General features: G+C 63.2%; 16 protein-coding genes and 4 tRNA genes. 3 read left to right on the top strand and 17 right to left on the bottom strand.

Going from position 1 to position 13,572, the window contains the following annotated elements; translation table 11 throughout:
• The 11 genes from VGK27_14430 to VGK27_14380 form a co-directional block, all read right to left on the bottom strand.
• A partial coding sequence (locus tag VGK27_14430) for a GTP-binding protein (GenBank protein ID HEY3491298.1) occupies positions 1 to 138 on the bottom strand: 138 nt, incomplete at its 3' end.
• A 42-nt stretch (positions 139 to 180) separates the two neighbouring features.
• Positions 181 to 256, bottom strand: a tRNA-Thr gene (locus VGK27_14425).
• Between the two features lie 16 nt (positions 257 to 272).
• Positions 273 to 348 (bottom strand) — tRNA-Gly (locus tag VGK27_14420).
• Positions 349 to 468: 120 nt separating this feature from the next.
• Positions 469 to 553, bottom strand: a tRNA-Tyr gene (locus VGK27_14415).
• Positions 554 to 720: 167 nt separating this feature from the next.
• Positions 721 to 795 (bottom strand) — tRNA-Thr (locus VGK27_14410).
• Between the two features lie 58 nt (positions 796 to 853).
• A complete protein-coding gene (rlmB, locus tag VGK27_14405) occupies positions 854 to 1,600 on the bottom strand; it encodes a 23S rRNA (guanosine(2251)-2'-O)-methyltransferase RlmB (protein HEY3491297.1) in 747 nt (248 codons plus the stop codon).
• Positions 1,600 to 2,292, bottom strand: a complete 693-nt coding sequence (pyrF, locus tag VGK27_14400; protein HEY3491296.1) for an orotidine-5'-phosphate decarboxylase — start codon at positions 2,290 to 2,292, stop codon at positions 1,600 to 1,602. Before pyrF ends, rlmB begins: the two co-directional genes overlap by 1 nt.
• A complete protein-coding gene (locus tag VGK27_14395; protein ID HEY3491295.1) occupies positions 2,289 to 4,013 on the bottom strand; it encodes a proline--tRNA ligase in 1,725 nt (574 codons plus the stop codon). Before VGK27_14395 ends, pyrF begins: the two co-directional genes overlap by 4 nt.
• Positions 4,010 to 5,086, bottom strand: coding sequence for a flavodoxin-dependent (E)-4-hydroxy-3-methylbut-2-enyl-diphosphate synthase (gene ispG, locus VGK27_14390; protein ID HEY3491294.1), 1,077 nt, complete (start codon positions 5,084 to 5,086; stop codon positions 4,010 to 4,012). Before ispG ends, VGK27_14395 begins: the two co-directional genes overlap by 4 nt.
• Positions 5,083 to 5,832, bottom strand: coding sequence for an NAD-dependent deacylase (locus VGK27_14385; protein ID HEY3491293.1), 750 nt, complete (start codon positions 5,830 to 5,832; stop codon positions 5,083 to 5,085). The genes ispG and VGK27_14385 overlap by 4 nt, the downstream gene beginning before the upstream one ends.
• Before the next feature lie 15 nt (positions 5,833 to 5,847).
• Positions 5,848 to 6,168: an SCP2 sterol-binding domain-containing protein gene (locus tag VGK27_14380; protein HEY3491292.1), complete on the bottom strand. Its 321-nt coding sequence runs from the start codon at positions 6,166 to 6,168 to the stop codon at positions 5,848 to 5,850.
• Positions 6,169 to 6,295: 127 nt separating this feature from the next.
• Here VGK27_14380 and coaE point away from each other — a divergent pair, with 127 nt between their 5' ends.
• A complete protein-coding gene (gene coaE / locus VGK27_14375) occupies positions 6,296 to 6,895 on the top strand; it encodes a dephospho-CoA kinase (protein HEY3491291.1) in 600 nt (199 codons plus the stop codon).
• Positions 6,896 to 6,992: 97 nt separating this feature from the next.
• Here the strand turns inward: coaE and VGK27_14370 are convergent, their stop codons facing one another.
• The 4 genes from VGK27_14370 to mutY form a co-directional block, all read right to left on the bottom strand.
• A complete protein-coding gene (locus tag VGK27_14370) occupies positions 6,993 to 7,193 on the bottom strand; it encodes a cold-shock protein (protein HEY3491290.1) in 201 nt (66 codons plus the stop codon).
• Positions 7,194 to 7,461: 268 nt separating this feature from the next.
• Positions 7,462 to 7,950 carry an acyl-CoA thioesterase gene (locus VGK27_14365; protein HEY3491289.1) on the bottom strand — a complete coding sequence of 163 codons (489 nt, stop codon included), beginning with the start codon at positions 7,948 to 7,950 and terminating at the stop codon, positions 7,462 to 7,464.
• A gap of 29 nt (positions 7,951 to 7,979) precedes the next feature.
• Positions 7,980 to 8,351 (bottom strand): pyridoxamine 5'-phosphate oxidase family protein, encoded by a 372-nt coding sequence (locus tag VGK27_14360; GenBank protein ID HEY3491288.1) that lies wholly within the window; start codon positions 8,349 to 8,351, stop codon positions 7,980 to 7,982.
• Positions 8,348 to 9,451, bottom strand: a complete 1,104-nt coding sequence (mutY, locus tag VGK27_14355) for an A/G-specific adenine glycosylase (GenBank protein ID HEY3491287.1) — start codon at positions 9,449 to 9,451, stop codon at positions 8,348 to 8,350. Before mutY ends, VGK27_14360 begins: the two co-directional genes overlap by 4 nt.
• Before the next feature lie 67 nt (positions 9,452 to 9,518).
• On the opposite strand from mutY, the gene trxB reads away from it, so the two are divergent.
• A complete protein-coding gene (trxB, locus tag VGK27_14350; GenBank protein HEY3491286.1) occupies positions 9,519 to 10,445 on the top strand; it encodes a thioredoxin-disulfide reductase in 927 nt (308 codons plus the stop codon).
• Positions 10,446 to 10,449: 4 nt separating this feature from the next.
• On the top strand, positions 10,450 to 11,949 hold the full coding sequence (gene pap / locus VGK27_14345; GenBank protein HEY3491285.1) for a polyphosphate:AMP phosphotransferase: 1,500 nt from the start codon (positions 10,450 to 10,452) through the stop codon (positions 11,947 to 11,949).
• A gap of 28 nt (positions 11,950 to 11,977) precedes the next feature.
• Here the strand turns inward: pap and VGK27_14340 are convergent, their stop codons facing one another.
• Together VGK27_14340 and VGK27_14335 are read right to left on the bottom strand one after the other, a co-directional pair.
• A complete protein-coding gene (locus tag VGK27_14340; GenBank protein ID HEY3491284.1) occupies positions 11,978 to 13,156 on the bottom strand; it encodes a DNA recombination protein RmuC in 1,179 nt (392 codons plus the stop codon).
• Between the two features lie 92 nt (positions 13,157 to 13,248).
• Positions 13,249 to 13,452: a cold-shock protein gene (locus VGK27_14335; GenBank protein ID HEY3491283.1), complete on the bottom strand. Its 204-nt coding sequence runs from the start codon at positions 13,450 to 13,452 to the stop codon at positions 13,249 to 13,251.
• Positions 13,453 to 13,572 lie beyond the last annotated feature (120 nt).

The following is a 13,572-nucleotide window of genomic DNA, read 5'->3' as shown; positions in this document are numbered from 1 at the left end:
CGCCACGAAGTCGGCCCAACCCTTGCTGGCCAACACCTTGGTGATCGCGGCCGTAAGGGTCGTCTTGCCGTGGTCGACGTGACCGATCGTGCCGATGTTGACGTGGGGCTTGGTGCGTTCGAACTTCTGCTTGGACATTTGACATTGCTCCTTTAGAAGGAAGAATGGTGATGGTGAAAATGGAGCCCACAAGCAGGATTGAACTGCTGACCTCGTCCTTACCAAGGACGCGCTCTGCCAACTGAGCTATGTGGGCGTAAAACCTATATTTTTGGAGCGGGCGACGGGATTCGAACCCGCGACCAACAGCTTGGAAGGCTGTGACTCTGCCAACTGAGTTACACCCGCCCGACAAAACGAATCACTAAGTATAGCAATTTCAACCGGTTTTCGTCAAGCGCCAGAAAATAAATGGCAAACGGCCTTCCCTTCGCCTGCCTCCGAAAGCGGAATCGGCAAAGAAAAAGCTGGTGGAGGGGGAAGGATTTGAACCTTCGTAGGCAATGCCAGCAGATTTACAGTCTGCCCCCTTTGGCCACTCGGGTACCCCTCCACGTAAGAAACACGGTCCCGTAATGCGGACCGTCAGGGTGAATCAGGAGTCAAATACCGTGCTAACCTTCCAGAGTTACCGGAACATCGAAGTATCCCGAAATCATATCAATATGTCAAGGGAAAAAGACGCCATGTTTTGCTTTGCCCGAGTGGGTATGCAGGTAGTGGAGCCGACGAGGGGATTTGAACCCCTAACCCCCTGATTACAAATCAGGAGCTCTGCCGTTGAGCTACGTCGGCCCTTGGAGGCGCCTCCGACCGGGATGGATCGGAGGTACATGAAAAATCATTTCACCGCCTATGTCAACGCGCAACGCAGGGCGTGTCCCAGGATTCCTGCCGCGACGCTGACGTTAAGCGATTCCATGCCCGGCTCCATCTCGATGCGGACCGAGCCGTCGCACGTGTCGTGGACCAGCCGTCGCACCCCCTTCTCCTCGCTCCCCATGACGATCCCCGACCGGCGGGCCGGCTTCCAGTCGGCCAAGCGGGTGTCGCCCTGCCCTTCAGCCGCGTAGAACCAGAAACCGGCTTCCTTCAGATCGCCCATCGCCCGCGGCAGGTTCGTCACCTGGAGGATCGGGACATGCGCGGCGGCCCCGGCGGATGCGCGGAAGACCGCCGGCGTCACCGGGCACGAACGATCCTGCGGGATCATGACGCCTGCGAATCCGAACGCGCGGGCGCTGCGGATGATCGCGCCGAAGTTCTGCGGGTCGGTGATGCCGTCGAGAAGGAACAGGGACGCATCCTTCGGAAGGGCCGCCACCCAGTCGACCGGGTCGACGTAGCGGAATGAAGCGATCTCGGCGGCGACTCCGCCCCCCTCGCGCTCTCCGGTCTTGCGTTCCCACTCGGCCTTCGGGAGCGTTACGCAAGGGATCTTGAGGCCGTGGGACAGCGTCTCGATCGATTTGCGCACGTCATGGGGGAGCGCATCGGATAGCAGCACCTTGCGGGGGGCCTGCAACGCGGAAGCGAGCAGTTCCTCGACGGGATGGCGCCCGGTCACCCACATCGGAATCTTGGCGTCGGATGGCCGCATCACGACCCCTTCACCATGTGGGCCGCAATCCGTCGCGCAGCCGCGACCGGATCGGAGGCTTGCGTGATCGGGCGACCGACGACGATGAAATCCGACCCGTTGCGAACCGCTTCTCCCGGGGTGACCACCCGCTTCTGGTCCCCGATCGCATCCTCGGGAAACCGCACGCCGGGCGTCACGAGAACGACGCCGTTGCGGACCACATCCCGGACTTCGGCAACTTCGAGCGCGGAGCAGACAAGCCCCCCGATGCCGGCTTCCCTCGCCATCCGTGCGAGTCGAAGAACCGTCTCGCGCGTTCCCGTCGCGTAGCCGACCTCCCGGAGATCCGCGTCGTCGAGGCTCGTGAGCACCGTGACGGCAAGGATCGTCGTCAGACTTCCTTCGGCCGCCTTGGCCGCGGCCACGAGCATCGCGCGCCCGCCCGAGGCATGCACGGTGGCGAACCGGACCCCGAGAGCGACCGCCGACCGGATCGCGCCCGCGACCGTGTTCGGAATGTCGTGGAATTTCAGGTCGAGGAAAACGTCGGCCCCGCTATCCCGGATCTTCCTGACCAGCTCGGCGCCGCCGATCGGGAAGAGCTCCAGGCCGACCTTGAACATGCCGACCTCGCCCTTCAGCAGGCGGACCGTCTCTAACGCTTTTTCGGGAGAGTCGGTATCCAGCGCGACGATGATCCGGTTCTTCACGCTTCACACTCCTTCTTCTTTTTCTCGAGCAGCGCAATCGAACGGTCGACCACATCGGCCAAGGCTACTCGCTCGGTCTCGCCGGTCTTGCGGTCGCGTAGTTCGGCGAACCCCTCGGCGAAATTTTTCTCGCCCAGCACGATGCGAACCGGAACGCCGATCAGGTCGGCGTCCTTGAACTTGATGCCGGGGCGCTCGACCCGGTCGTCGTAGAGCACCTCGTAACCTTTACCGGACAAGACCTCGGCGATCCGCTCGCACTCGCCGGCGATGCCAGCGTGGCTCACGTTGACGGCGATCACGTAGACCTCGAACGGCGCGATGGAAATCGGCCAGACGATGCCGTCGTCGTCATGGTTCTGCTCGATGGCGGCCGCAGCCGTCCGGCCGACGCCGATGCCGTAGCAGCCCATGACCAGCGGCTTCTCCTTCCCATCGGTATCGAGGAAGTTGGCTGCGAGCTTTTCGCTGTACTTGGTGCCGAGACGGAAGACATGGCCGACCTCGATGCCTCGCGAGAATCGAAGCTCGCCTCCGCAACGCGGGCACCGGTCGCCCTCGGCGACCGAGCGAAGGTCGGCATATCGCTCGGGGGTGAAATCCCGCCCGGGCGCCACGTCGACGAGATGGACATCCTTCTCGTTCGCGCCGGTCGCACCTGCGCCGATCGCGGCCACCGAATGATCCGCCAGAATGCGGAGGGAGAGCCCCACGGGCCCGGCGAACCCGGTCGGCGCGCCCGTCAGCTCGCGCACCCTCTCTTCGGGGGCGAGACGGACCCACTCGACTTCGAGCACGTTCCTGACCTTGATCTCGTTGATCTCGTACGCCCCCGAGACGAGCACCGCCACGTCGCCCTTGTCGGTCTCGAAAATAAGCGTCTTGATCATCGCCCCCGGCGCGATCCCCAGAAAGGCGGAGACCTCCTCGATGGTGCGCTTGCCGGGTGTGGCAACCCGACGCGCCTCGCCGGCCGTGGCGGGAGAGTCTACCGGCACCGGCCGGCATTCCGCCTTCTCGACGTTGGCAGCGTAGGCGCAGCCGCCGCACGAGACGATGGCGTCCTCGCCCGAGTCGGCGATCACCATGAACTCGTGGGAGCTGCTGCCGCCGATGGAGCCGGTGTCGGCCTCGACGGCGCGCGATTCCAGCCCCAGACGCCGAAAGATTCGACAATAGGCGTCGTACATCTTCTTATAAGACTCCGCGGCGCCCGCATCGTCGGCGTCGAAGGAGTAGGCGTCCTTCATGAAGAATTCGCGTCCCCGCATCAGCCCGAAGCGTGGGCGGATCTCGTCGCGGAACTTGTCCTGGATCTGGTAGAGGTTCAACGGAAGCTGCCGGTAGGATTTCACCTCGCGCCGCACGAGGTCGGTGACGACCTCCTCGTGCGTCGGGCCCAGGCAGAATTCGCGCTCGGCGCGATCCTTGAACCGGAGCAGCTCCTTGCCGTAGAACTCCCAGCGCCCGCTCTCTTTCCAGAGTTCGGAAGGAATGACCGTCGGCATGAGGATCTCGATGGCGCCGGCGCGGTCCATCTCCTCGCGAATGATCCGCTCGACCTTGCGCAGGACGCGCAAACCCGCCGGCATATAGTTGTAGATCCCGGAAGCCACTTTACGGATGAACCCGCCGCGGAGCATGAGGCGATGGCTGACCACCTCGGCGTCGGAGGGGGTCTCCTTGGTGGTCGGCATGAAATAGCGGGAATAGCGAATCACGATACCTTCTCCTTGATGGCGGCCAGTCGTCTCGCCAGGCGAACGACTTCGGCCACGATGTCTTTTTCCTTCACCTTACGGACGATCTCTCCCTTGACGAACAGCAAACCCTCGCCTTTCCCGCCGGCCACGCCGACGTCGGCCTCGCGCGCCTCGCCGGGGCCGTTGACCGCGCACCCCATCACCGCCACCTTCAGCGGGACGGAGATATCGGCAAGCCTGCGCTCGACCTCGGAGGCGATCGAGACCACGTCGATAGCGACGCGGCCGCAGGTCGGGCAGGAGATGAAGTCGGGCCCGCGCCGCCGCAGCCCGAGGCTCTTGAGGATCTCGAAACCGATTCGCACCTCGTCCTCGGGCGGCCCGGTGATCGAAACGCGCAACGTATCCCCGATGCCCTCCGAAAGCAACGTCCCGAGCCCGACCGACGACTTCACGGTTCCGGAGAAGAACGTCCCGGCCTCCGTCACGCCAATGTGCAACGGGTAATCGAACCTGCGGGAAAACAGCCGATAGGCCTCGACCGTCGTCATGACGTCTGAAGCCTTGAGGGAAAACTTCAATTTCGCGAAGCGGGCCTTCTCGCATATCCGAAGCGCGGATTCGGCGCTTTCGACCAGTGCGGCGGGCGTCGGGCCGCCGTGGCGCGAAAGGAGTTCCTTCTCGATCGAGCCCGAGTTCACCCCGATCCGAACCGATATCCCGTTGGCGCGTGCCGCCCGGAGCACTTCGCGGGTGCGGGCCTCCCCTCCGATGTTCCCGGGGTTGATCCGGAGCGCGTCGGCCCCGTTCTCGGCGCATGCGATGGCGAGCCGGTGGTCGAAGTGGATATCGGCAATTACGGGTAGCGGCGACTTCTGCCGAATCTTCCGAAAGGCGTCCGCCGCGGCCGCATCAGGGATCGCCACCCGGACGATCTCGCACCCCTCGCGGGCGAGCGACCGGATCTGCGCGACAGTGGCGCGAACGTCGCGCGTGTCGGTATTGGTCATGCTCTGGACGGTGACGGGCGACTTGCCTCCGACCGAAACCTCGCCCACCCGGATCGTGCGCGTCTTCCGGCGTTCGATCATCGGAGGGCGCCCACGAGCAGGGGGACGACTTCGGTCGCCTTGCCTTTCAGGAACAGATCGGTGATGGAACGGGTCAGCGGCGTTTCCTCTGTGTTGATCTCGATGACAACCGCCCCGTGTTCCCGGGCGATCTCCGGCAATTCGCACGCCGGGTAGACTTGGGCCGACGTGCCGATCACCAGCAGCGCGCCGCACACCTTGGCCTCGGCTTCCGCCGCCGCCTGGGCACCCCATGGAATCGGTTCGCCGAACAAGACGATGTCGGGCTTGAGGATCGTCCCGCAACTGCAGCGTGGGGGCGGATCCCCGGGCTTCCAGCGTCCGAGCGGATACCGGTTCCAGCACGAGAGGCAGACGAGCTCGCGAACGCTGCCATGATACTCGATCACTTCTCTCGAACCGGCCGCCTGGTGCAGTCCGTCGACATTCTGCGTGATCACCGACTTGAGCCGCCCGGTCTGCTCGAGCACGGAAAGTCCCCGGTGGGCGCTGTTGGGTTCCGCAGACAGGAGGAGGGACAGCAGCTCGGCGAACATCCTCCATGCTTTTCCGGGATCGGCGGAAAAGGCCTCGATCGTGGCGTATTCCATCGGATCGAATCGATCCCATAGCCCCTGGGTCCCCCGGAACGCCGGGATGCCGCTTTCGACGGAAATGCCCGCGCCGGTCAACGCTGCGACAGTGCTTCCCGCCGCGCGGATGCGGGATGCCGCCTCGGCGATCTCATCCTTCCGGGCCGCATCCACGCCCCCGACGACCTGCTATTTCAGGAACGACGCGAACTTGAGCGCCAGACCCATATCACCCGCGACCTTGAGCTTGCCCATCATGAAGGCAAGCTGGCCGTTGAGCTTCCCCGAAAGGAGGTCGAGGAAGTCGGCCTCGGACACGGTGACCACGCAATCCGGGGAAGCGGCGACGCCTTCAGAAACGGTCGGCCTGCCATCGGCCACGTCGACGTGGTAGCCCGCCTCACCGACCCGAAACTGGAAGACGGAAGTCATGCCGGCCAGGCGCGACGGGTCCTTGGCCAGCTTTCCTTCGAGCGCATCGAAAAAGCCCTTGACGGTGGTTTCCGCCATCGGGGAGTCTCCTCTCGGGCTGTCCGGGCATGATGCCTGGGGGTCTTTCGACCGTAGCATCGGGCCCTTCGGTTTGTCAACGACCGGCAGGAATAGGGCCGGAGGGGCGCATGATATAATTCGCGCGATGCGAATCATCGGCTTGACAGGCGGCATCGGCACGGGCAAGAGCACCGTGGCGCGGATCCTTTCCGAGTTCGGGTTGCCGGTCGTGGACGCGGACAGGATCGCCCGCGAGGTCGTGGAGCCCGGCACGGCGTGCCATGGGGAGATTGTCGCCGCCTTCGGAAAAAGCATTTTGACGGCCGACGGGCGGATCGACCGGAAGAAGCTGGGAACGCTTGTATTTTCGGACCCGGTCCGCCGGGCCGAGCTCGAGGCGATCACCCATCCCCGGATCAGGGAAGGCATCGAGGCAGCGCTGGCGGCCCTTGAAGCTGAACGCTACGCCGCGGCCGTCGTCGAAATTCCGCTTCTCCATGAAAACAGGCGAGCGTTTCTCTTCGAGGCGGTTATCTGCGTCTATTGCGACCGGGAGACCCAGTTGCGACGCATCCTCGCCCGGGACGACATCACGGCCGAAGAAGCTTGTCGAAGGATCGACGCACAGATGGATACGGCCGAGAAGGCGCGAAGATCAGACCACGTCATCGACAATTCGGGCACGGAGGCGGAAACACTTGAACAGATCGGAGCGGTTCTTTCCGAACTGAAACTGACCCCCTAGATTTTTGGCTTTCTTTCGGGAAGCGCAAATATAAAAACCGGCACCCTGTGGCAGAAGGGCGCCGGTTTTCCTTTCGAGCGGCTATGGTATAGAAGCCCTAAAGTTTCCGGACGTTTGCCGCCTTCTTTCCCTTGGGGCCGCTGGTGATCTCGAACTCGACAGCCTGCCCTTCGGCCAGCGACCGATAGCCCTCGCCCTGGATCTCGCTGAAATGGACGAAGACATCCTCGCCTGTCTCTTCCGTGATGAAGCCGAAGCCCTTTGCATCGTTGAACCATTTTACCGTTCCGTTAGCCATGCCCTGCTCTCCTTTTCGGTGCGGCCTGCCGGGCCGTGCGTGATCGCCTGATCGCCGGATGCGAAAGGCGTCGGAAAATCATCGGACTCGGCGTACAACCGAGCAACGGTATACTGTATGCAAAAGGTTTGCCCACTTTCAGGCATTCATAAATCATTGTTTTCAAACTTGATTAGGGATTAGAAGAGGATGGATAATCCGGGGAGGGATATTTATTTACCATAATATCCCTAATATATTCACTTTCTCGGAGAGGACTTCCCGCGATTCATGCCTCGCCGGGGTGATCAGGGATCTGTTTTTTCCGATTGGCGACCCGGGCCCGGGCCGCATCCGCCCTCCGGTGATCGTCCTCGGTCTCGGGGATCAGGAACGGGACCTCGGTCGGCTGCCCCACCGGGTCGAGGGCCACCATCGTGAAGTAACAGGAATTGGTGTGGGTCCTTTTACCGCTGAACATGTCCTCGGCCTCGACCCGAACGCCCACTTCCATCGAGGTGCGCCCCGCGTGATTGAGCGAAGCCTTGAGCGTGACGATGTTGCCGATGTAGATGGGCGCGTGGAAATCGAACCGGTCGACCGAGGCGGTGACCACGTTTCCGCCCGCATGGCGCATCGCGGCGACGCCGGCAGCAGTGTCGGCGAGCTTCATGATGTTGCCGCCGTGCACGTTGCCGGCCAGGTTGGCGTCCATCTGGCTCATCACCTGGACCAGGACGGTCGTTGATTCGCTCACCCGCTTGCCTGACCGCGTCATCTCGAGACCTCCCGGTATTTTTGCCAAGGCTAGACGAGCGGCCGGATCTCGACCACGTGGAAATAGGCCACGTATCGGATCGAATCGCCCGCCTCGTGGGAAACCGCGTCGCGCGTCCGCTCGCGGATGGCGTGAAGCATCGGGTCGTTCTCAAGGATTTCCTTCAGCGACAGCGTCATCCGGAGCCCGCGGTTGCCGTCTCCGGGCGCCATGTAGAGGTATGCCGCGTTCGGGTTTTCGACGAGATTTGCATGTGTCCGCCCGGAAGTCATCCCCCAGGCGACCGTCGATTCATCGATGACGTGGGGAGCCGCGTAGATCGCCGTGTTCGGAACGCCGTCCCGCGACGCAGTGGCGATAACGCCCTTCCCCCCCGGTTGAAACCGATCGGCCATGTTCATGGACCCGCCTCCTCGTAGATCTTGCTGATGATAGTCTGATGCGCGCGCGGGAAGGCGTGTTGCGAAAGATATTCCCGGGCGGTCCATATTCCCGCGTCTTCGGGAACGACGGATGCGGCCCGGCATCGCCACGCGTGGAGCCTCAGGCCGAAATGGGTGAATGCCTGGCGGACCGTCGCGAAACGGGCTTCCGGGAACAAACAGGGAATGCCGGCATCCAGTCCCCACCGCAGCAACGCCGACTCCTGAGACTCGCCTCCCTCGAGAAAGACCCCGGGAAATTCCCACAATCCCCCGAGAAGTCCGGCCCGAGGCCTCCGGCGGATCAGGAACCTTCCCGTGCGATCCTCGATCACGACCGCGACCGCCTCCCGCAACGGCCGCTCTTTACGCTTCCCTTTTTCGGGATAAGCTGCCGGGGTTCCCTCGGCGCACGCCCGGCACCACCCGGCCAAAGGGCACTCCCCGCACCGGGGCTTCCTTGGCGTACAGACAAGCGCCCCGAGATCCATCAGGGCGAGCGCGATGTCTCGCCCCTTCCCGGGAACCACAAGTTGCCGGGAGACAGCCCACATCCGCTCCTGCACTTCGCTTCTCGAGACGTCGCCCGCGATGGCGGCCAAACGGGCGACGACGCGCTTGACGTTGCCGTCGAGGATCGGCGCATCTATTCCGAAGGCGATCGCTGCGATCGCGCCTGCCGTCGATCGGCCGATTCCGGGAAGCGACTCGAGGCTCTCTGCATCCGCCGGGAACATCCCGCCATGCTCGCGAACGACGTCGGCGGCGCAACGGTGCAAGTTGCGCGCACGGGAATAGTAGCCGAGCCCCTCCCAGCATTTCATCACCGTGTCTTCCGGCGCATCGGCGAGCGAACCCACATCGGGAAATGATTCGAGGAACCGGCGATAATAGGGCAGGACGGTCGAGACCTGCGTCTGCTGCAGCATGATCTCGGAGAGCCAGATCCGATACGGGTCGGAGGTTTCGCGCCAATCCATCCTTCGGGCGTTTTTGGAAAACCAGCGGAGGAGCGCCACCGATACGGCAGGGAAGGGAACCTGATCGGAGTCGGCGGGGCGGGATGGTTTCTGCACCATGGGGGCGCCTCCTCGGATATGATTGTCGCTGGTTAATCCTACTACTATTCGGGAGGATTCCCCGTATATGCCCCATAAAGTCATCATTCTCGGATCCGGATGCGCCGGATCGACTGCCGCCGTCTACTCCGCCCGGGCCGGCCTGTCCCCGATCGTCCTCGAGGGGCTGGAACCCGGCGGCCAGTTAACCATCACGACGGAAGTCGAGAATTTTCCCGGATTCCCTGATGGGATCATGGGCCCCGACCTCGTCGAGCGGATCAAGCAGCAGGCGCAGCGCTTCGGCGCCGATTACCGGGCCGAGCGGGTGGTCTCGGTCGATCTGTCGCAGCGGCCTTTCGCAATCGTCACCGACGACAACCGCTACGAGGCGAAAACGCTGATCGTAGCCACAGGCGCCTCGGCGCGTCTCCTGGGACTCGAATCGGAGCGCCTTCTCATGGGGCGCGGCGTCTCGACCTGCGCGACCTGCGACGGCGCCTTTTATCGGGGCAGGCAGGTTGCGGTCGTCGGCGGCGGCGACACCGCGGTCGAGGAAGCGATCTTCCTGACCCGCTTCGCCGCCAGGGTCACCATCATCCACCGCCGCGAACAGCTTCGCGCCTCGAAGATCATGATCGACCATGCGCTCAAGAACGAAAAGATCTCTTTCCTCTGGAACACGGTCATCACCGAGATCCTCGACATGGACAAGAACGACGTAACCGCCATCCGCACCCGGAACGTCAAGACGGGCGAGGAATCGATCCTCCCCATGGACGGCGTCTTCGTCGCGATCGGGCACAACCCGAACACGGCCCCTTTCGAGGGGCAGCTCGACCTCGATCCCAACGGCTACATCCTCGTTCGCGACGGGTCGAAGACCAGCGTCCCCGGGGTGTTCGCCGCGGGCGACGTCCACGACCCCGTTTACAAGCAGGCGATCACGGCGGCGGGCGCCGGCTGCCGGGCTGCGATCGACACAGAGCGTTTTCTCGAATCGTTGGGAGAGTGATCAATTGTTCGAATCCGCCGAGCTGGGGCACAAGATCGACAAATCCGCCTACAGGAAGGAAGTCCCCCCCCTCCGTGAGGCGTTGCTGCAGGCGCAGGCAGACCTCCTCCGCACGAAGAAGATGCCCGTCGTCATCCTCGTCAGCGGGGTCGAGGGCGCAGGCAAGGGAGAGACGGTCAATACGCTCAGCGAATGGATGGACCCGCGCCACATCCAGGCGCATGCGCTCGACGATCCGACCGACGAGGAGCGGGAGCGCCCCTACATGTGGCGCTTCTGGCGCAAGCTCCCCCCCAAGGGAAAGATCGGGATCTTCGTCGGCTCCTGGTACCACTCCCCGATCGTCGACCGGGCGTTCGGTCGCATCAAGAACGCCGATCTCGACCAGGCGATGGAACGGATCGTCCGCTTCGAGAAGATGCTGACCGACGAAGGCGTCCTGGTCCTCAAGTTCTGGCTGCACCTGTCCAAGGATGCCCAGAAGGCGCGCCTGAAGAAGCTCGAGCGCTCACCCGAGACGCGATGGCGCGTCACCGAGGTGGAATGGCGCCACTTCAAGCTTTACGACACCTTTCGACGCGTTTCCGAACGGGCACTGCGCCAGACCAGTACCTTCGATTCCCCCTGGATCGTCGTCGAGGGGACGGACGCAAACTACCGCTATCTCACCATCGGCAAGGCCATCCTGGATGCGATTCGCAAGCGTCTCGACGCGACCGACGCGTCCCAGACGCCGGCCCTCACCCCTCCCCTCCTTCCGGCCGAGGACCGACTCTCCATCCTCGGCACGCTCGACATGGCGCAGAAGCTCGGAAAGAAGAGCTACGCCCTGTCGCTGGGGAAATACCAGAAAAGGCTCAGCCTCCTCACGCGGCATCCTCGCTTCAAGGACATTTCGGTGGTCGCGGTCTTCGAGGGCCCCGATGCCGCGGGCAAGGGCGGGGCGATCCGAAGAATCACCGGCGCGCTCGACGCGCGCATATACCGGGTCATCCCGATCGCGGCGCCTACCGAGGAGGAACGCGACCAGCCCTACCTCTGGCGGTTCTGGCGCAACCTGCCGGGCGCGGGTCACATCGCCATCTTCGACCGCTCCTGGTACGGCCGCGTCCTCGTCGAGCGCGTCGAGAAATTCTGCCGCACCCAGGACTGGATCCGCGCTTATTCCGAGATCAACGAATTCGAGGAACAGCTCATTCGCAACCGGACCGTCGTCGTCAAGTTCTGGGTGCATATCACGCACGACGAGCAGCTTTCACGCTTCAAGGATCGCGAGCAGACCGGATTCAAGCGATTCAAGCTGACCGAAGAGGATTGGCGGAACCGGAAGAAATGGAAGGAATATGAGATGGCTGCCTGCGACATGATCGACCACACCGGCACCGAGATCGCCCCCTGGACGCTGGTGGAGGCCAACGACAAGCAGTTCGCCCGCATCAAGGTGATGGAAACGATATGCGACCGGATCGGGGATGCGTTGAAGAAAAAAAGAAATCAGACTTAGAGGCCGGCGGCAGAGGCAAACTTCCTTTTCATTCCTCGTCCGAAGCGGGCGCGGGTTTCGCCCGCTTCTCGATCGTTCCCGGCGGGCTGATCTCCCCCGTCGAGGCCGAATCCATCTCCCGGAATTTACGGGCGGAGACAAGCACCCGGCTCTCGAGCGTCCCGACCGCCTTGTTGTAGCCGTCAACCGCTTTTTCGAGCCCTTTCCGCAATTCCCCGAAATGCTCGGAAAACACACGGATACGGTCGTATAGCTCCTTGCCGAGCGCCGTGATCGCCTCGGCGTGCTCGGCCACCCGCTCCTGGCGCCATCCGTGCTCGACGGCGCGAAGCAGGGCGATAAGCGTGGTGGGTGTCGAGAGGATGACCCGCTTGTCGACACCGAATTCGATCAGCGAGGGATCCTGTTCGAGCGCGGTGCTGAAGAACGCTTCGCCCGGCAGGAAGAGGACGACGAACTCCGGCGCGTTGGGGAACTGCTCCCAGTAGGACTTCGAGGAAAGCTGGGTCATGTGCCGCCGGATCTGGGCCGCGTGCTCCTTGAGCCGGGCCAGGCGGACGTCCTCGTCTGTCGCCTCCAGCGCCTCGAGATAGGCGGAGAGCGGCGCCTTGGCGTCGATGATCACCTCCCTGCCGTTCGGGAGTCTGACGATCATGTCGGGCCGAAGCCGTCCCCCGTCTTCCGTCCCGGCGCTTTCCTGCTGGACGAAATCGCACTGCTCGACCATTCCCGCCATCTCGACGACCCGACGGAGCTGGATTTCTCCCCACCGTCCCCGCGTATGCGGAGCCCTCAGCGCCTTGACCAGGTTCCCGGTTTCTCCCTGCAGCCGCGCCTGGGCGGTGGCCAGCGATTGCAGCTGCTCGTTCAGGCCGGAGTAGGCGGAGACGCGTGCAAGCTCGACCTCCCGGATCCGGACGTCGACCTTCTCTAGCGATTCACGGATCGGGCGCACCAGGTCGTCCACGGCCTGACGCCGAAGGTCGAGATCGCCGCGGGCACGCTCGTGAAATCCTTCCATCGACGTGCGGGCGAGCTGGAGGAAGGCTTCGTTGCTGTTCTTCAGCGCCTGGGTGAAAAAGGCGCCGGACGCCTCCGAGAGCCGGGCCAGCGCCGCATCGTCCCGGCGCGACGCGCCCCGGAGGACGAGCCAGCAGGAGATCGCCCCGAACAGAAACCCGAGGACGGCGGCGGGCAGATGATCCATGCCTTGAATTTCCTCGCATTAAAAAGGCCCCGGCGGTATGAACCGCCGGGGCCTGGTTTGGTCGAGATATCGAGGCCAATGAGGCCTCGGCTTTACCTCACCTTGTTGACGTTGGACGCCTGAGGACCCTTGGGGCCCTGGGTGATTTCGAATTCAACCCGCTCGCCTTCGCTGAGCGACTTGAAGCCTTCACCCTGGATGGCGGAGAAATGGACGAAAACATCCGGACCACCCTCCTGGGAGATGAAGCCGAAACCCTTCGCATCGTTGAACCACTTGACCGTTCCCTGAACCACTGTACTACCTCCAAAACCTTGATGTACTGTCGTGCCACCCGGACGTTGCCACCCGATGTCCGACAATTGTTCCTAAGGTACCCTGCCTGTTCTTTCCTGTCAACCGATATTTCAATTCGA

The sequence above is a fragment of the Candidatus Deferrimicrobiaceae bacterium genome (genome assembly GCA_036504035.1).
Classification (GTDB): domain Bacteria; phylum Desulfobacterota; class Deferrimicrobia; order Deferrimicrobiales; family Deferrimicrobiaceae; genus JANXPS01.
This window is presented reverse-complemented; position numbering and strand designations above follow the sequence as displayed.

Excerpts from the sequence above, each read along its gene's own strand:
- rlmB (HEY3491297.1), bottom strand. The coding sequence starts at position 1,600 with ATGCGGCCATCCGACGCCAAGATTCCGATGTGGGTGACCGGGCGCCAT.
- ispG (HEY3491294.1), bottom strand. The coding sequence starts at position 5,086 with ATGATCGAACGCCGGAAGACGCGCACGATCCGGGTGGGCGAGGTTTCG.
- VGK27_14380 (HEY3491292.1), bottom strand. The coding sequence starts at position 6,168 with ATGGCGGAAACCACCGTCAAGGGCTTTTTCGATGCGCTCGAAGGAAAG.
- coaE (HEY3491291.1), top strand. The coding sequence starts at position 6,296 with ATGCGAATCATCGGCTTGACAGGCGGCATCGGCACGGGCAAGAGCACC.
- VGK27_14370 (HEY3491290.1), bottom strand. The coding sequence starts at position 7,193 with ATGGCTAACGGAACGGTAAAATGGTTCAACGATGCAAAGGGCTTCGGC.
- VGK27_14365 (HEY3491289.1), bottom strand. The coding sequence starts at position 7,950 with ATGACGCGGTCAGGCAAGCGGGTGAGCGAATCAACGACCGTCCTGGTC.
- VGK27_14360 (HEY3491288.1), bottom strand. The coding sequence starts at position 8,351 with ATGAACATGGCCGATCGGTTTCAACCGGGGGGGAAGGGCGTTATCGCC.
- mutY (HEY3491287.1), bottom strand. The coding sequence starts at position 9,451 with ATGGTGCAGAAACCATCCCGCCCCGCCGACTCCGATCAGGTTCCCTTC.
- trxB (HEY3491286.1), top strand. The coding sequence starts at position 9,519 with ATGCCCCATAAAGTCATCATTCTCGGATCCGGATGCGCCGGATCGACT.
- VGK27_14340 (HEY3491284.1), bottom strand. The coding sequence starts at position 13,156 with ATGGATCATCTGCCCGCCGCCGTCCTCGGGTTTCTGTTCGGGGCGATC.